16 protein-coding genes are annotated in these 17,844 nt (G+C 54.9%); 9 read left to right on the forward strand and 7 right to left on the reverse strand.

The window, feature by feature from the left end:
• Nucleotides 1-17: 17 nt before the first annotated feature.
• From SIB88_RS13860 to SIB88_RS13875, 4 genes are all read right to left on the reverse strand, one after another.
• Complete coding sequence (locus tag SIB88_RS13860; RefSeq protein ID WP_412558294.1) at nucleotides 18-845, reverse strand: PhzF family phenazine biosynthesis protein; 828 nt, start codon at nucleotides 843-845, stop codon at nucleotides 18-20.
• 66 nt (nucleotides 846-911) lie between these two features.
• Nucleotides 912-2,342 (reverse strand): pyridoxal phosphate-dependent decarboxylase family protein, encoded by a 1,431-nt coding sequence (locus tag SIB88_RS13865; protein ID WP_412558295.1) that lies wholly within the window; start codon nucleotides 2,340-2,342, stop codon nucleotides 912-914.
• Nucleotides 2,339-3,301 carry a threonine dehydratase gene (locus SIB88_RS13870; protein ID WP_412558296.1) on the reverse strand — a complete coding sequence of 321 codons (963 nt, stop codon included), beginning with the start codon at nucleotides 3,299-3,301 and terminating at the stop codon, nucleotides 2,339-2,341. Before SIB88_RS13870 ends, SIB88_RS13865 begins: the two co-directional genes overlap by 4 nt.
• Before the next feature lie 109 nt (nucleotides 3,302-3,410).
• Nucleotides 3,411-3,695 carry a DUF1127 domain-containing protein gene (locus SIB88_RS13875; RefSeq protein WP_101246434.1) on the reverse strand — a complete coding sequence of 95 codons (285 nt, stop codon included), beginning with the start codon at nucleotides 3,693-3,695 and terminating at the stop codon, nucleotides 3,411-3,413.
• A gap of 79 nt (nucleotides 3,696-3,774) precedes the next feature.
• Between SIB88_RS13875 and SIB88_RS13880 the strand changes: the two genes are divergently transcribed.
• From SIB88_RS13880 to SIB88_RS13890, 3 genes are all read left to right on the forward strand, one after another.
• Nucleotides 3,775-5,232 (forward strand): PLP-dependent aminotransferase family protein, encoded by a 1,458-nt coding sequence (locus SIB88_RS13880; protein WP_412558297.1) that lies wholly within the window; start codon nucleotides 3,775-3,777, stop codon nucleotides 5,230-5,232.
• 218 nt (nucleotides 5,233-5,450) lie between these two features.
• Entirely contained in the window at nucleotides 5,451-7,835 is a 2,385-nt protein-coding gene (locus tag SIB88_RS13885) for a Lon protease family protein (RefSeq protein WP_206927483.1), read from the forward strand.
• 2 nt (nucleotides 7,836-7,837) lie between these two features.
• Nucleotides 7,838-8,677: an SPOR domain-containing protein gene (locus SIB88_RS13890; RefSeq protein ID WP_412558298.1), complete on the forward strand. Its 840-nt coding sequence runs from the start codon at nucleotides 7,838-7,840 to the stop codon at nucleotides 8,675-8,677.
• A gap of 58 nt (nucleotides 8,678-8,735) precedes the next feature.
• On the opposite strand, the gene SIB88_RS13895 is transcribed toward SIB88_RS13890, so the two are convergent.
• Nucleotides 8,736-9,029 (reverse strand): DUF5818 domain-containing protein, encoded by a 294-nt coding sequence (locus SIB88_RS13895; RefSeq protein WP_412558299.1) that lies wholly within the window; start codon nucleotides 9,027-9,029, stop codon nucleotides 8,736-8,738.
• Between the two features lie 161 nt (nucleotides 9,030-9,190).
• On the opposite strand from SIB88_RS13895, the gene SIB88_RS13900 reads away from it, so the two are divergent.
• The 4 genes from SIB88_RS13900 to SIB88_RS13915 all read left to right on the forward strand — a co-directional run bounded on the left by SIB88_RS13900 (nucleotide 9,191) and on the right by SIB88_RS13915 (nucleotide 15,119).
• Nucleotides 9,191-9,886, forward strand: a complete 696-nt coding sequence (locus tag SIB88_RS13900; protein WP_101246074.1) for a GGDEF domain-containing protein — start codon at nucleotides 9,191-9,193, stop codon at nucleotides 9,884-9,886.
• Nucleotides 9,887-10,101: 215 nt separating this feature from the next.
• The gene (locus SIB88_RS13905) at nucleotides 10,102-11,985 is read left to right on the forward strand and encodes an EAL domain-containing protein (protein ID WP_412558300.1); all 1,884 of its coding nucleotides are present in this window, start codon (nucleotides 10,102-10,104) and stop codon (nucleotides 11,983-11,985) included.
• On the forward strand, nucleotides 11,982-13,730 hold the full coding sequence (locus SIB88_RS13910) for a diguanylate cyclase domain-containing protein (RefSeq protein WP_068519326.1): 1,749 nt from the start codon (nucleotides 11,982-11,984) through the stop codon (nucleotides 13,728-13,730). The genes SIB88_RS13905 and SIB88_RS13910 overlap by 4 nt, the downstream gene beginning before the upstream one ends.
• A 12-nt stretch (nucleotides 13,731-13,742) precedes the next feature.
• Nucleotides 13,743-15,119: a DUF2336 domain-containing protein gene (locus SIB88_RS13915; protein WP_101246073.1), complete on the forward strand. Its 1,377-nt coding sequence runs from the start codon at nucleotides 13,743-13,745 to the stop codon at nucleotides 15,117-15,119.
• A gap of 39 nt (nucleotides 15,120-15,158) precedes the next feature.
• Here the strand turns inward: SIB88_RS13915 and SIB88_RS13920 are convergent, their stop codons facing one another.
• Entirely contained in the window at nucleotides 15,159-15,671 is a 513-nt protein-coding gene (locus SIB88_RS13920; RefSeq protein WP_412558301.1) for a GNAT family N-acetyltransferase, read from the reverse strand.
• An 80-nt stretch (nucleotides 15,672-15,751) separates the two neighbouring features.
• Nucleotides 15,752-16,003, reverse strand: a complete 252-nt coding sequence (locus SIB88_RS13925) for a sulfurtransferase TusA family protein (RefSeq protein WP_412558302.1) — start codon at nucleotides 16,001-16,003, stop codon at nucleotides 15,752-15,754.
• A 121-nt stretch (nucleotides 16,004-16,124) separates the two neighbouring features.
• Between SIB88_RS13925 and SIB88_RS13930 the strand changes: the two genes are divergently transcribed.
• Nucleotides 16,125-17,045 (forward strand): sulfite exporter TauE/SafE family protein, encoded by a 921-nt coding sequence (locus SIB88_RS13930; protein ID WP_412558303.1) that lies wholly within the window; start codon nucleotides 16,125-16,127, stop codon nucleotides 17,043-17,045.
• Complete coding sequence (locus SIB88_RS13935) at nucleotides 17,045-17,809, forward strand: TIGR02186 family protein (RefSeq protein ID WP_068519322.1); 765 nt, start codon at nucleotides 17,045-17,047, stop codon at nucleotides 17,807-17,809. Before SIB88_RS13930 ends, SIB88_RS13935 begins: the two co-directional genes overlap by 1 nt.
• Nucleotides 17,810-17,844 lie beyond the last annotated feature (35 nt).

Genomic DNA, 17,844 nt, shown 5'->3' on the forward strand with positions numbered 1-17,844 from the left:
AAACTGAATGCCGCATTTTACGCCGGCACGACAATTTCACCCTTAAGATACAAGACGGCCTCGCCCTTCAGTTCGACCCGGTCGCCCGCAACCTTGCATGCAACAACCCCGCCGCGTGCCGATGCCTGATATCCGACGACATCGGCCTGACCAAGCTTGCCTGACCAATAAGGGGCCACCACACAATGCATATAGCCCGTCACCGGGTCCTCATTGATCCCGATCGCCGGCACGAAAAAGCGTGAAATCATATCAAGCCCGGTCTTGTCCCCCGGTGCCGTCACGATCACCCCGCGTCCGGTCAGGCGGCCAAGCACCGACATGTCGGGCGCCATGTCCCGCACGGTTTTTGCATTGTCATAGACGGCAACAATATCGGTGTCACGACTGGCAACGACATAGGATTCAACCGGTTTGGCACCACCAAGCGCCGTCAGCACATCTTGCGGAATTTCATTGGCCTTGATCGGTTGTTTGGGAAAGTCGAGGACGATCGCATCATGATCGCGCCGGGCCGTCAAAATACCGCTTTTGCTTTGCAGTTTGAGCAAATCCGACTTGAAACCAAGATGGTTGAAAATCACAAACGCGCTGGCAAGGGTTGCATGCCCGCAAAGCGGCACCTCCACCGTCGGGGTAAACCAGCGGATGTGAAAATCGGCTTCATCCTTGTCATCACACGGAACAAAGAATGCGGTTTCCGACAGATTGTTTTCCATGGCGATTTTCTGCAAAACATCATCGGCAAGCCAACCCGACAAGGGAACAACCGCCGCCGGGTTGCCGGCAAACAGCATGTCGGTAAAGGCATCAATCTGATAGATCGGCAAAGTCTGGGTGGTCATATCTTGGTATCCTGAAGACGGAAAGTTCTGCTTTTCTCATGTTATCCGAACCTAGAGAAATTCGGATCAAAGAGCCATCTCGATTGCTTGCTTGACGATGGCAAGATCGTGATCCTGCGTCCGCCAGTTTGAAAAGGCCGCGCGGAAACCGAACCGCCCGCCATAAATCGTCGGTGTCAAAAAGGTCTTCGCGCCCGCATTGATCCGGTCAAGCAAGGCACGATTATCATCATCGCTGCCAACGGATGCGAACATCGTGACATTGAGTTTCGGTTCGCGCAGCAACTCAAGTTTTTCATGCGTGCGCACCCACATGGCCAGATCGGCCGCCTGATCGCAATTGGCCCGGATGACAGCCGCCATTCCGTCAATGCCGTAGGCCATCATCGTCATCCAAAGCGGCAAGGCCCGAAACCGTCGGGAATTTTCGACGCCCCGATTGATATAGCTGTTGCCGATTGCCTTGGTCTCAAGATACGGGGCAAAGGCACGGCAGCAGGTTTCCAATACCGAAATATGTCGCGTCAGGAATATCCCGCAATCATAGGGCACATTCAGCCATTTATGCCCGTCAGACGTTATGGAATCCGCACGGTCCAAACCGGACAGAAAATGTGCCCTGCGATCATCAAGTGCGGCAAAGAAACCGAATGCGGCATCAACATGCAACCATGCCCCAAATGCCGCACACAAATCGGCAATCGCATTCAAGTCATCAAAATCAGTGGCATTGACGGTCCCGGCCGAGGCAATGACAATCTTTGCGCGCGCGTCGCTGGCTTCAAGCTTTGCACTAAGGTCAGAAAGATCGGTTTCCTCGGTCCCCGGCAGTGTGGCAACCTTGATAAAACTGCTTCGACCAATCCCGGTTATCGACAGGTCCTTGATCATGCTGGCATGCGGACTTGCCGCTAAGATCGCAAGATCGGGCAAAACCGACGCACCATCCGCATCAATATTGACACCGACCTGCTCGCCGCACCATTGCCGGGCCGTAACCAATCCCAAAAGATTGGAAACCGTTGCCCCGGTGGTCAGCACACCATCAAACCGGGCACGGGGCAGATTGCCGATATCACACAGCCAGTTGATGACCTGTTCCTCGACGGCGGCATTGACCGATCCTTCCGGCCCGGTCGCATTCTGATCGACCGCGGATGCCAGCCAGTCGCCGACAAGGGCCGCCGGGGTGGTACCGCCGGTAACAAATCCAAGATAACGGGGTCCGATTGATGCGGCGAGCAGCGGCAGAATTTCTTCCTTGGCTGCCCGCAACGCATCAAGCGTGCCGCTTCCCTGCCTTGATAAGGGGCGCGAGGGGTCAAAAGCAGAGAAATCGCGACAGGTCACATCCATGTCATCCGCCCCCTGAATAAAGCCATGGGCGGCATCACCGGTTTCCACCAGGATACGACCAAGCTTTTCAAGGTCATCAAACATGAGATGACGCGCGTCCTCAGTGGGGCTGAGTGGCGCACGATTTGAACGATAGGTCATCTTTCGTCTCCCGAAAGGATGCGGGCAAAGTCGGCCCGGTCGATATTGGCTCCGGTCAGGACAAGGGCGACTTTTTTGCCAATATTGCGATCACGTTCGGCAATTGCCGCGGCCAGCGGCACCGCACCGGCCCCCTCGGCCAGTGTGTGACAGCAACTGAAATAAAGACGCATGGCATCTGCGATCTGATCATCACTGACGGCAACAATGTCGGCTGCCCCCTTTGTGATGATTTCAATCACCCTGGGGTCTGGACTTCGACATGCCACACCATCGGCAAATGTATCAGCAACGGGTGTATTGATCACCTTTCCGGCCAGAAAAGACCGACGCACGGCGTCTGCGCCACAGGCAACCACCCCGACAATTTCCGTATCAAGGCCCAACGCATCGCGCACCGCAATCAGCGAACAGATCCCCGATCCCATTCCAACGGGAACGTAAACGCGATCAAGCCCCTTTATATCGTCAAACAGTTCCAGCCCATAGGAAGCAACACCACGCACAAGTTCCGGATGGAAAGGCGGAACCATGACCGCCCCTTCGCTTGCGGCATAGCTATGTGCAAATTCTGCTGCGGCCTGAAAATCGTCGCCATGCTCGATCACCTCGGCCCCCCAGGCGCGCATGGCCGCATTCTTTTCAACAGAATTGCCGTGCGGAACAATAATGGTTGCCGCCATTCCGAAACGACTGGCCGCATGGGCAAGACTTTGTCCGTGATTGCCCCGCGTTGCCGAAACAATACCGCGCGCAGTATCGGGCAGCCGCCCCAGATACCGGCAAAAAGTCAAACCACCGCGAATTTTAAACGCGCCCAGCCGGGTATGGTTTTCATGTTTGACATACAGGGACAATCCCGTCGCCCGATCAAGAAGCGGCCAATGGATTGTCGGGGTCGGCGCAACAAAATTATGAACAAATGCGGCTGCATCACGCAATTCGGTCAGACTGAACATTCACATTGTATCCCTGAATTCGACAGATAAAGACAATTGACCCGAACATCGATCCCGGAACCGGACGGAGGCACGATGGGAGCACGCGCCTCCGTCACGCGCGGGGTGGCTAGCCGCGCGGTGGTAACCCGTTCCAGAATGGCTTTGACAGTTCGGTGTCAATGTCTGCACGCGACAGCCCGACATCCTTAAGCATATGATCGTCAAGCAATTGTATCGCATGACGGTTGCGCGCACGCGATTGCAGACGCGCAACAAACTCGATAGCAGAGATTGCAATACCAGCCATTGCCGCGCGCCAGGTCACAGGCTTGTTGCCCTGCTTGCCCTTGGTCAATGCGCGATCAGTGACATGAATATCGGGAAGCTGGATTGTATCGTTACAATTTACCATCCCCATCTCCTATCGGTTAATTGTCTCGATATTGTTTTGTCATTGACATTGTCATTGTGTCAATTTAAACATTGTCACCATGACAATGTGGCTCCCCAACCTTTCAGAAGCCGGCGGTCCTGTTTATCGACAGATCGCGCAGGCCATTCGCGAAGCAGTCAAGGATGGCTCCCTTAAACCGGGTGACCGACTGCCAACCCACCGCGACCTCGCCTATCATCTGGGCGTGACGGTCGGCACGATTACGCGGTCCTACCGCGAAGCGGAAAGATTGGGACTTGTCGCCGGCGAAGTCGGACGCGGGACCTATATTCTTGATAACATTCAGTCCGAACTCGACATGGCCGCAACTGCGCCTATCCCGATGGCTTTTACCAACAACCTTGCCCAGATGGGCCGCAAACCGGCCTTTGCCCATGGTGCATCTGATGACAGCGAAGACACCGGGCCGATCAATTTTCGAATGAATTGCCCCCTGCCCCCGCAGGAAGGTCACATTCGTCAGACATTGCTTGAAATTGCCGGCACCATGCCGATTGACGATATGGTGTCCTATAAATCGGAATACGGGGTTGCCCACCAGCGCGAAGCATTGGCCCACGCCGCCGGTCGGGTTGGACTTGATGACAACCCCGAACGCGTCCTGCCGACCGCGGGTGTCCAGCACGGCATGACCGTATCGCTTCTGGCAACAGTTCGCCCCGGCGATCTTGTTTTATGCGAAGAACTGACCTATCCGAACCTGCGCAGTTTGGCCAATTTGCTGCAATTCCGTCTGCGCGGTGTCGCCATGGATGATCAGGGCATCCTTCCCGAGGCCCTTGAAAATATCTGTCGCACGCAAAGTCCGCGCGCAATTTACCTGATGCCGACCCTGCACAATCCGCTTTGCAGCACCATGGATCAGCAACGCCGGATCGAAATCGCCGAAATCCTGCGCAAATATGATCTGACACTGATTGAAGACGGCATTTACCATTTCCTTGATCCGGACGCACCGCCGCCCCTGTCGTGCTTTGCCCCGGAACGCAGCATCTATCTTGATGGCGTATCCAAAAGCATCGGCGGCGGTTTGCGGGTTGGATATATCCATGCCCCCGGCGAAATGATCGGCAAACTCGCCAGCGCCATTCGATCGACCTGCTGGATGGTATCGACCATCAATCTGGAACTGGTCACTCGCATGATCATGGATGGCAGCCTTGCCCAATACGAAGCCTGGCACCGCAATGAAGCCGCCCAGCGCCTGGCGGTCATTCTTGGAACCCTTAAGGGATATGACGTCCGCTTCCACCCGACCAACTATCATATCTGGCTTGAACTGCCCGATCATATTGATCCGGGTGAGCTTGTCATGAATGCCGCCAATAGCGGCGTTCTTTTGACCGCAGCCCAACAGTTTTCTGTTGGCCATGTGCCACGCGGGTTGCGTTTGTGTTTCGGGGCTGAACGATCCGCCGAACGGTTGCGTCGCGGCGTGCAGATTGTCGACCGGCTGCTCAAAAGCAGCGACTTCGGCAATGCTGCTGTGATCTAGGGCCCGGACACCGGTTCTTGTTCCATCATCATGGCTTCGATGACGTTTGCAGGCGGCACTATCGCGCGGCAACAGCCGGGTGGTTTCGGGTTTCCTGTCGCCATTTCAACAATTTCCGCACGCAACGCTTGACCACGTGATTGCCTTGCTTCCAAGATATGCTGCGGGGCGCAAATTGCCCCGATGATTTGTTATCTTGGGCAGCAGAAAGTCAGCAGATGCCAGTTTCCCGCCTTGACGCAGAAGATTGCGGTTTTCCGCATTTCCGTATTCGCAGCCCTCATAAAGACCAGCATCCGAAAATCTTTGATTTTTCATCGCACTACCGTGCCGCAGAGGCCCTGAAATTCGGACTTTCCATGTCCGAGCCGGGCTTTAACATCTTTGTTCTTGGTCTGGATCGCGCGGGCCGCATGACCGCGACCCTTGATTATCTGAACAAGGCCATGGAAGAACGTTCAGCCCCGGATGACTGGGTTTATCTGAACAATTTTTCGCGCACCAACCGTCCGCGTCCCTATGCCCTGCCCGCGGGCGAAGGTCGCAAGCTTTTGTCTGCGATGGAAACCCTGATTTCTCATCTGCGCGAAGCATTTGCGTCGGCCTTTAACGCCCCGGCCCATCTGACCGAAACCCAGACCCAGACCGAAGAAGCCCGCACCCAGCTGCGCGAAAAATTCGATGCGCTGCGTGAATATGCCCGTGAACGGGGACTGGATGTTCAGGAAAACGAAAAAGGCGTGATGATCGTCGCCCTGAACGAAGACGGCGAACCGGTATCCCTTGATGAAATCCCCAAGGAACGCCGAAACGAGGCAGAAGACGCCTTTGAAGAGGTCGCCGAAGAAGCCCGTAAAACCCTTCTTTCAACCCGCGACCTTGAAGAACAGATTGCCGATACACTCGACAGTCTGCGTCGCAGTGCCGCCAAAGTCGTTTTGAAACCGCGCATCAAAAAGCTGCGCGACAAGTTCACAAGCCCGGGTCTTAAGGCGTGGTTCGAAGCGCTTGAAAAAGACATCCTTGATAATATCGACGCGTTCGAAGAAGCCAGCGATCAGCCCGCCATCGAAAGCGGCGATGGCAAGATCCCGGAAACCGTCGATGATCGCTATGCGGTCAATCTTCTGATTGATCATTCGCGCGATACCCATCCCGATGTCGTTCTTGAACCAAGCCCAAGCTACGACAATCTTTTCGGGCAAATTCAGTACCGCCCGATGGGCGGCGGCATGCATCCGCATTTCAGCCTGATCAAGCCGGGCGCGCTTCATCGTGCCAATGGCGGCGTTCTGGTTCTACGTGCGGAAAGCCTGCTTGAACATGAAGAATGCTGGGGGTTCCTGAAGGCAGCCCTGCGTGACCGCGAAATCCGCATCGAGGAAACCCACAAGGGCGGCGCCCCGACGGCGGGTGCCCCCGAACCGCGCCCGATCCCGCTTGACCTTAAGGTCGTGATCGTTGGCGCGCCGAAATTCTATTACACGTTCTTTTCGCTCGATGTCGATTTTCGAAACCATTTCCGGGTCAAGGCCGACATTGATGCGGATATGCCAGCCGCTGGCCGCAACATATCGATCTATACCGGCTTGTTGCGCGAGTCCGCCCTCGCCCGGTCGGGCATTCCGGTCGATAACGGTGCAATCCGCCAGCTTTTGGGTCAGGCCGCGCGCTGGGCGGGTGAACGCGACAAACTGACCGCCCAGATCGAACGGGTTGAAGATGTCGCGATCGAGGCCGGGGCCCTTGCCAAGGCCGATGGTCGCGAAAGCATCCGTGCAGCCGACGTCAGACGCGCCATCGAGGAACGCCGTCACCGCAATTCTCGTCTGGAAGACAAATCGCACGAACGGGTCCAGCGCCGCGAAATCCTGATTGACAGCTATGGCGCGGTTGTTGGGCAGGTCAATGCATTGACCGTCCTGGATTATGGGGATCATGCCTTTGGGCTTCCGGCCCGTGTGTCGGCACGGTCTTATGTCGGCAGTCTCGGGGTTCTCAATATCGAACGCATGGTCGATATGTCAGGTCCGCTGCAACAGAAGTCGGTCATGACGATTGAAGGGTTCCTGAAATCGCGCTTTGCCCAGGACTTCCCGCTTTCCTTTGCCTGTAATGTCACGTTCGAACAGAACTATGGCGGCATCGAGGGCGATTCGGCATCAATGGCTGAGCTGTGTGCCATCATATCGGCAATCTCGCACGTTCCGATGCGCCAGAATATCGGCATCACCGGATCGATGAACCAGTTCGGCGAAGCGCAGCCGGTTGGCGGTATTTCGCACAAGATCGAAGGGTTCTATCGCATTTGTGCCGATCAAGGCTTCACCGGGGATCAGGGCGTAATCATTCCGCAGGCCAATGCTGAAAATGTGGTCCTGCGCGAAGAAGTCGTTCAGGCAATCCGCCAGGGCAAGTTCAATATCTGGACCGTCGAACACATCAATGACGCGGTCGAACTTCTGACCGGCATGCCATCCGGCGATCGTCCGGACAGCCAGTATCCGGAAGACAGCGTCTATGGCAAAGCCATGGAACGTCTGCGCAGGAATGACCAGATATTGCGTGACCGGTATGCCTATCCCCCGCGCGCGGAGATGTAACAATGAAAGGACCACTCCACGATCAGCCAGACAATGTGGCAGCCATGCCGCATGCTGCTGGCAATTTTGATCGGCGGGGTGGTCTTTTTTCTTTGATTGGTCTGGTTGCGTTGCTGGCCTTGAATGTCGCTGTCATTTCCGACGTAGCAGCACAAACCAGCGAAATGACCGAATTCCCAACCGGGACGGACATCATCCCGAATGATCTTCCCGCCCATGCATCACAACCGGTCTTGCGTAATCAACCGCTCAGCCTGCTTCCGGGAACGATCCCGGCCAGTGATACCGTCATTGATGACGCGGACATCCCGTCACTTGCCAATCAGTATTATCAAGAACTTACCGGCACAACGCCAAGCAGAGCGCGCCCGGCGACAGTCCGTAAAACACCCGACAAGCCGACGCCAGCAGCCACCACCGTCATGGCCAAGCCACCGGCGGCAACAAACAACACCGTTCCCCCCGCACCCGTGGCAACCAGCCACCAAACAGCGACGACGGCTCCTGCAAAGCCGGTTATAGATACGGTTGTTGCAACACGCGCCGCGCAACCGGCCGTGACGCCGCCTGAAACGGCAAAGCATGATCCAAACGGGCGTTATCTGATCCAGCTGGGTGCTTTTCGTGACACGATTTCGGCTGAAAGTTACTGGGCAAGTTTCCTGGTGCGTTACCCCACCCTGTCAAAATCGCACACCAAACAGATCGTCACTGCCAATCTTGGCGTTAAAGGGGTTTATCACCGGCTTCAACTGACCGGCTTTGCCACCTTTGATGGCGCCAAACAACAATGCCGCCAGCTGAAAGCTGACGGCACCGATTGCTTTGCATCCCATCGCTGAGCGATCAAAAGCGATCGCAGGCACCAATGGTTAGCACAATATTCTGATTTTTTGCGGCTCAGTTTCCTGGCGACAGCATGACGATCTTGTCAACGATCAGGGTCGTTGCTTCGGTACAGGTCGTCATCAATGCCATATGTCCGGTTACACGGACCTTGTCCCCCGGACGGAATCGGCTTGCCTTGTTGGCAAGCGCATAAAGCGTTCCATCTTCGGCACGGAAAGTCACACATTCGTTGCCGTGATCCGTAATTTCACCAACAACGGTAAAATTATCTTTTTGCAGGAATGAGCATGCAGACAGCGCCAGCGCAATGCCAATTACCACAATTTTCTTAGTAAACCCAACCATCAACCGGTTTTGCATCGGTCGTTCTCCTGTGCGTGAACGATTCTCTTTGGACACAAATTCTTTCGTGCCACGTTAAGGTTCTTGTAACGCGATCAACGATACAACGATAGACATCCTTTTAAGGGTTTCACCATCCAATGTCATTGATTACAAGACGGCACATGGAAAAGTCGCAGATAGAATTGCTCATGGAACTTGCCGCTGATTTTCAGCAGCAGACCGCGATTAACAATCGCGCCAGTGAGGTTACCGAGCAAAGTAATGCTCTGTCGACTCTTGTTGATCTGGCGCGTGATATGCAAAACCGCCTGGATCAGCAGCAGAACCGCATTCGTCAACTTGAACTGATGGTCGAAACCGACGAGTTGACCGGCCTTTATAACCGCCGTGGCTTCATGCGGCGTACCCGCGAAGCATTGGCACGCGCAGCGCGCACTGCCGAACGCGGCCTGATGGTGATTGCCGACCTTGACGGGTTCAAGGAAATCAATGACGAACATGGTCATGCCGCCGGTGATGCTGTTTTGCGCCATTTCGGACAGAATTTGCGTACCCATACCCGTTCCGATGACTTTGTCGCACGGTTTGGCGGGGATGAATTCGCCATTCTGATGACCGGAAGCAGCCCGGAAGCAGCCCAGAAACGCATTGCACAGCTTCAACAGGCAACCGTGCGATTCCCGCTGATCTGGCAGGGAAAGGCATTGGCGATCAAGGCAAGCTTTGGCTACACGGTTTATAATGCCAAAAGTGACATTTCGGACCTGATTCGCGCCGCCGATCAGGCGATGTATGTCCAGAAGCATGCCGCACGTGAAAAAGCCATTCCGGCCAAAAAAGACAACGACGCGGCCTAAGCCGCGACTTGTTGCATTCTTTCCAGTCTTTTCACGACTTTACAGCTGTCTCGGGGACCGATTTTTCCCGCTATCGGGGCAATCTTTTGTGCCTGCCCGTTTTTTTTGGCTTATGAAGTGCAAATCCTTCATATCCTTAGTAAGATCGCTATCTAATAATGGCGGCAAATGCTGCAACAAGAATGATCAGGCGGCTTGAGAATGACGGTTCACAAATGACAGACAGCACCAGCTATTCTGCGGAAACAAATGACCAGGACCTTTTGGCCGCCATGGCGTTTTGCTGGGCCGACATGCTGCTGGAAGTGGATGAAAACGGCTATATCCTGTTTGTCGCCGGTGCAACCGAAAGTCTTTTGGGCTGCACGCCGGACCGACTGATTGGCGAGGCACTTGAAAAAATTGTCGTCAAATCGGAACGCCCGCTTCTGCGTGCCTATCTGCATACAAGCAACGGGCTCAAACGCCTCGAAGAACTTGATCTGGATTTCCAGCTTTGCGAAGCCGACGATCAACCCGTTCAGGAAGCGGTGCCGCTGTCGCTAAGCGGTTATATGATCGCCGATCCGTCAAGCCGCTATTACATCGCCGCCCGTCATCGCGCCATTCGCCCCCGTGCAAGATCGGGGATTGACCGCATCATCCTGCAAAACGCGGTTATCCGCCAGAATCAGCAGGCCGAAACCCGGCAAACCGCCCTTCTCAGCAACAAGGATGCCGGGTCGTATCACAGCGAAGCACTGGTGGTTCTTGAAAACCTGGCGGCATCGCGATCACAGGCGGAAACAGCGGCGACCAACGAGCTGGCACGCCTGATCGGCATCGGGGCCAAACGGCTGTCATCACTAAGCGCATCGGACCTTGTTGCCCCTGGCCGGTCGGCAAAAATTCATCCGGTTGACGAGCCGATGATTGAACTTGAACGACGGATTGTTGCCTATGCCAGCGCACTGCGTGCTGATCTTGAAGAACCGGTGACCGGCAGGACACAGGATGACACATCTGCCCCGGCCGGTGGCGGTCTGGCATCCCTGACCAACAATCCCGGTTCTGGCGAAAATACGACCCGGCAAAAGAACGCCAATGACCTGTTTGGCAGCGATTATGAAAGTGCGCGCAACATTCATCATTTCGATACCGACAATGACGAAAATGATCGCGACACCAACCTTACCCGCGCGGTTGCCTATGCGCTTAATCGCATGCAGCGCAAGGCACAGAACGATGTCACTGCCGCGCGTCTCTCGGCCAGCCTGCCGCATCTGATCAATGAAACGCTTAAATCGGTGCGCGCTTTTCGGGAAATTGTCGAAAACGGGTCATTTGCCGTCGCCCTGCAACCGATTGTCCATTTGCGCAGCCAGGAAATGCACCATTTTGAGGCCCTTGCACGCTTCAACATTGGAAACAGTCCGCTTGCGGTTGATCAGATCATCCATTTTGCCGAGGGCACCGGCCTGATTACCGAATTTGATCTGGCGATGTGCGGCAAGGTTCTTGATCATTTGCGCGACAATGCACAAAACATCCCCCATCCGGTTGCCGTCAACCTTTCGGGCCATTCACTTGAACAGGCGGGCTTCCTTCCAGCTCTGGCGGAATTGCTGGATCGCTATGACATCGCGCCGCACCGGGTGCTGTTTGAAGTAACCGAAACATCGCGCATTCGCGCCCTTGATGACGTCAATAACGGCTTGCAGGTGCTGCGCGAACGCGGCCATGAAATCTGTCTTGATGATTTTGGTGCCGGGGCTGCGAACTTTGAATATCTGAGCGCGCTTGACGTCGATATCATCAAATTTGATGGCGGGGCCATGCGCACCGCCCTTGCCAATCCCAAAGGACGTGCTTTCCTTAAGGCGACGGCCCTTCTTTGCAATGATCTTGGCATCCACACCATTGCCGAAATGATCCATGATCAGGCCAGCTATGAGATGGTCCGTGATCTGGGCATTGATTATGGTCAAGGCTATCACCTTGGCCCGCCCGTTACGATCAGCAGCAAAGCGTGTTTTGAAAAACTGCAGTCGGGCAAGTGCGATACCGACGCCGGAGAAAATGATTTGAACATTTCGACTGCAACAGGAGGAAGCCTATGACGCCGCGCCATCCTGTTGATGCCCCCGTTGATGCAAAAACCGCCGCAACCGACCCGCAAGATGATTTGACCAGATATGATGCGGATGTGTTTACCCTTGATCCCAAGGTGATGGCACAGGCCGAGGCACCGGTCATTGTAATGGATTCACATGGTGTGCCGCTTTTTGCCAACAAGAATGCTGTCGGCTTTGCCAAAGGTATCCGTGACGGGCTGTTCCCTGAAATCTATCAGTTGATCCGCCGTACCCTGACCACGCCGGGCGGGGTTGTCGAAATGATGACATTTGAAGTACAGCGGGGCACTGCGACGCTCGAACTGACCGCCCTTCCGACCACCAACAATCAGGTGATGATCCTGCCGCGTGATGTCAGCATGGATCGCAACCTTCGCGAAGCATTGATTGATTCGCGCCAGCGTTACCGCGACATTGTCGAAGTATCATCGGCCTTTGCATGGGAAACCGACGATACAGGGAAATTCATTTTCGTGTCGCCGCGCGGTGCGCTGGGATACCGTGCCGATGATATTGTCGGACGGTTTCCGCAGAACTTTCTTCTCGATACCGCCGATCAGGACAGCGAACATGTGTTTCGCAGTCAGAAGGCCGTGCGCGATGTTCCCGTCTGGTTCCGCCGGTCCAACGGCAAGGATGCCTGTCTTTCGGTATCCTCGACCCCGGTTTATTCGCGCGATGGACGCTGGACCGGGACGCGCGGGCTTGCCCATGACATTACCGAACAGCGCCGCCGCGAAAGCGAAGTCGCAACAGCGCGAAACCGCGACCGCCTGATGACCTATATCGTGCGGACCATGCGTGATGAAATCGATCCGCTTCTGGTTCTTAAGGGCGCGTCCGAGGCCAGCACGCGTGCCCTTGCCTGTTCAAACTGCATCATTTTCAAACGCAATGATGAAACAGATGAACTTGAAATTGCAGCAGGCGACGAAAACCCCGAAGCCAGCCACATTGCAAAACAGGCCTTAAGCCAGTTGCAAAATTCGACCGATACCTTTGATGCCCATATGGGCCAGTATCGTATTCATGCCCTGCGCTGCCATTATCATCAACGCAACAACGGCGCTGTGATTTTCCTGTTTTCCGCAGATCACCCCGAACCGACTGACGGCGAACGTGCCATCATGACCGAAGTATCCGATCAGGTCGGCATTGCCATTGAACAGGCAATCCAGCATGAACGTATCCTGACCCTGTCACGGACCGACGGGATGACCGGGCTTTTGAACCGTCGCGCGTTCTTCGAAGAACTCAAACGACGCCACAGCCGTCTTCAGCGTGAACGCGCCCCGGCTGCCTTGATGTATGTCGATATGGACAACTTCAAGATGGTCAATGACATTCACGGTCACCAGACCGGTGACGAGGCCATCCTCGCCCTGACCCGTGTTCTTCAGGACAATGTCCGCCCGGCCGATCTGATTGCCCGTCTTGGCGGGGACGAATTCGTGCTGTGGCTCGAAGGTGCCGATGTTTCTGCGGCTTCGGGACGCGCACGGCTGTTGATGAAGGAAAGCGCGATCCTTGGCCAGTATTCGGGCGACAAGGACCACCCGCTTGGAATATCGGTCGGGATTGCTGTTCATGAACCAGGTTCGAAAGAAAACCTGCAGCAACTTGTACAACGCGCAGATCAAACCATGTATCAGGTCAAGAAACATGGAAAAGGTCGCTTTGGCATCGCTGCCGCACCCGGCTCGGAAGAGCCGGCAAAGATCGAAGATTAGGAGGAATGCCCAATGAAGGGATTTTTACAGCGGGTATTCACCAAGCGGCGCGAAACCCCGATCACCTATGACGAAGCCAAGGAAATGGCTGCCAGCCCGGATGCCAATGTGCGCGGCAAACTTGCCCAGCGCCATGATACCCGGCCCGAAATCCTGTATTTCCTGGCATCCGACAATGATTCGTCGGTGCGTCGTCACATTGCCGCCAACGAAGCAACGCCGATTCAGGCCGATGTCCTTCTGACTGATGACGTCGATGACAGCGTCCGTGGCAGCCTTGCTGAAAAAATCGCCCATCTTTCGGCGGGTCTGACCCCCAACGAAACCGACAAATTGCGTCGCATGACCTATGAGGCGCTCGACAAACTCGCACGTGACCAGGCCGTGCATGTCCGTCAGGTCATTTCCGAGACGCTCAAGGATATTGCCGAAGCCCCGCAACCAATCATTCAGCAGCTTGCCCGCGATGCCGAAAGCGTCGTTTGCGGACCTGTCTTGCAATATTCCCCAGTCCTGACCGAAGAAGACCTTCTAGAAATTATTGAAGGCAGTTCTGGTCGCGGGGCACTGAGCTTTGTGTCACGTCGGCGCAATGTCGGCGAAAAGCTTGCCGATGCGATTGCCGCAAGCAGCGACAAGGATGCGATTTCGCACCTTCTTGGCAACAAGTCCGCACAAATCCGTGAAGAAACGCTCGATCAGCTGATTGACCGCGCACCGGATTATCCGGAATGGCACCAGCCGCTGGTCAACCGTCCGAAACTGCCTCCGACCGCAGCCGGGAAACTTGCGCGATTTGTCGCCGAAAACCTGATCAGCGTTCTGGAACGGCGCAAGGACCTTAAGAAAGATCAGCTTGAAGCCGTTCGCGAAGTGGTTCAACGCCGTATCGCATCTGGCGAGTTTGAAAAACGCGACGACGCCGCCGAAAACGCACCATCGGTCAAAAACAAAAAGGGCGAAAAAGCCCAACCGGCTTCTGCGGGCGACGCCGCGTCAAACGAAGAAGCAGAAGAAGACGGCGAACCGGCCTTTGAAAAGGCGCTTGCCCTTCATGCAAAGAAAAAACTGACCGATAAGGAAGTCGCCAAGGCCCTTGCGGCCAATGACGTCAAATTTGCCCGCGCATCGCTTGCGGTTCTGGCCGGTATTCCGCCAGAAGCCGTAACCAAGGTTCTGAATACACATTCGGCAAAAGGTGTCGTTTCACTGGCATGGAAGGCCGGCCTGCCGGCTGATCTTGCGGTGAAGATTCAGGTCAAGCTTGGTCACGTACCGCCAAGCCAGACCCTTAATCCACGCAACGGCAACCAATACCCGCTAAGCGAAGATGACATGAACTGGCAGCTTGAATTCTTTACCGGTATGGCGACCACCGGGTTGCGTTAACATCACCCCGTTGCGGATGCTGATTTCCATATGATCTGATTATCGGGACGCCTGGTCCGTGACCGGGCGTTCCATACAGATATGGGGAATGCCGTCTTCTTCATAGACGTCGCCAAACTGAACAAATCCAAGACTTTGATAGAATGCCTTCAGGTAAAGCTGCGCATTCAGATAGATCGGCTTGCCCCCGAATTCCTGCGCGCAAACGTCAATGGCACGGGCCATAAGGCTCCGCCCGATCCCCTGCCCGCGCAGTTTTTCGCTTGTGACCACCCGCCCGATGGCCGGATGGTCGCCCTGTTCGGCATGTCCCGGATCGACACCGGGTGCAACAATGCGTGCGGCAGCCAGAACGTCACGCCCGTTTGCGGCCTTGTCAACAGCCAGAAGATGGGTGCAGAGCGGATCAAGACCATCAATTTCAGGAAAAATGCAGTCCTGTTCGATGATAAAAATCTGCTGACGCAATTGCAGCAGACTGTGAACCTGGTGGGGTGTCATCGCGTCAAAATGGCAAACAATCCATTCCAGATCGCTGGAAGTCCTGGTCATCGATATTTCTTTCAAATGGCAGGGTAAATCAGGTGTGGCATGTGAACGTGGCGCTTGGTGGCAATACCATCAACCCATTGTCAGGAAACCGTTTTTTCAATGAAATAGATAAAGACATCATCTTCCTGATCCGAAGAAATCAGTCGATTGCCGGTCATTTCACAAAAAGACTTCATATCCGCAACGGATCCGAGATCCGTTGCCAGGACTTTCAAAACGCCCCCGTCCGGCACATCACGCAGGGATTTCTTCGCCTTAAGCACTGGCATGGGACAAATCAATCCTCGTGCATCGAGAATTAGATCAAATTTATCACTTGAAGATGACGACATGAACGACCTTATAAAAAAATCGGAAATCGGTCTGATATAGCGCCAATTGGCGATTGTTGCATTTGCACAATATGTTAGACTGAAAAACAACAATCAATCAAACGCTGTTAGCCTGCCCGCAATGCAAATCTATCTCCCTATTGCCGAAATATCGGTAAATATATTTCTGATTTTGGGACTGGGCGGCGGAGTTGGCTTTTTGTCCGGCCTGTTCGGCGTTGGCGGCGGTTTTCTGATTACCCCGCTTTTGATTTTTTATGGCATCCCCCCCGCTGTATCTGTAGCAACAGCCGCGAACCAGATTGTCGCATCGTCGGTGTCCGGCGTATTTGCGCATTGGCGCCGTGGCAATGTTGACATCAAGATGGGCCTTGTGCTGCTGGCGGGCGGTATTGTCGGGTCGACGGTTGGTGTCTGGGTCTTTGCCTGGTTGCGTTCACTCGGTCAGATCGACCTTGTGATTTCTCTTTGCTATGTCATTTTCCTTGGCATTATCGGCGGGATGATGTTGCTTGAAGCAACCCGGGCAATTTTCAGAACCCGGCGCAAAGGCCCGATCCGTCGATCAAAAAAACACCAGCACAGCTTTATCCATGGCCTGCCCTTCAAGATGCGGTTTTATCGTTCGGGCCTGTATATCAGTGCGCTTTTGCCACTGACTGTCGGGTTCTTTGTCGGCATGTTGACCGCCTTGATGGGGGTTGGTGGCGGCTTTGTCATGGTTCCGGCGATGATTTATCTGCTGGGCATGCCGACCGGGGTTGTGATCGGAACATCGCTGTTTCAGATCATCTTTGTCACGGCCAACGTTACCTTCCTGCAATCGGTTCAGACCCAGACGGTTGACGTTGCACTGGCCATCCTGCTTCTGATCGGTGGTGTGATCGGCGCCCAGTTCGGCGCCCAGTTCGGTGCGCGGCTCAAGGCGGAACACCTGCGTGCGCTTCTGGGGCTGCTGGTTTTGTCGGTATGCCTCAAACTTCTGTTTGATCTGGTGATCGAACCTGACGAACTTTATTCCATCATGCCGGGGGATCTGTGATGTCCCTATCGGCACGGTTCATCGCATCGATTTGTCTTTCGGCATTCGCCGTCATTGCGACTAGCACACCAATGAAACGCGCCTTGGCCGATCCGCTTGTCGTGGATTTGTCAAACCATCTGGTGGCGATCACCACCGGCTTTACAGGTACTGATGTGCTGTTGTTTGGGGCCGTCCAGAACGAAGGCGATGTCATCGTGACCGTGCGCGGCCCCGATCAGGACATGGTTGTCCGTCGCAAGGAACGTAAAGTCGGCATCTGGGTGAATGCCGAAAGCGCGCGTTATAAAAATGTCCCGGCCTATTATGCCAGCGCGTCCAATCGACCGATGGATATCATCGCCCCGCAAAACATTCTTCAGGATTACCGCATCGGCCTGGACAACCAGCGTTTTATTGCCGTGTCCGACAATCCTGATGCCGATCAGAAAGTCTATCGCGATGCGCTGGTTCGCAACATGCAGAATGCCGGTTTGTTCAATCAGCGTCCGGCAAAAATCAGCTTCCTGTCAAACCAGCTGTTTCGAACCGACATCCATTTCCCGGCCAACACCCCGACAGGCACCTATACGATCAATGTCTATCTGATCCGTGATGGCCGTATCGCCAGTGTAAAGACCACGCCGCTGGTTGTTTCCAAAACCGGGGTCAGTGCCGAAGTCTATGAATTCGCCCATCGCTATTCGGCGCTCTATGGCATTATTGCGGTGATCATTGCCGTCATTGCCGGCTGGATCGCCAGTGTGGCATTCCGCAAACGCTAGTTCCCGGTTCCACCGGCTCCACCTGCTCCAACGCC

Origin of the sequence: Thalassospira sp. MIT121401, assembly GCF_047125595.1 — a bacterium.
Taxonomy (GTDB): Bacteria; Pseudomonadota; Alphaproteobacteria; order Rhodospirillales; family Thalassospiraceae; genus Thalassospira; species Thalassospira povalilytica.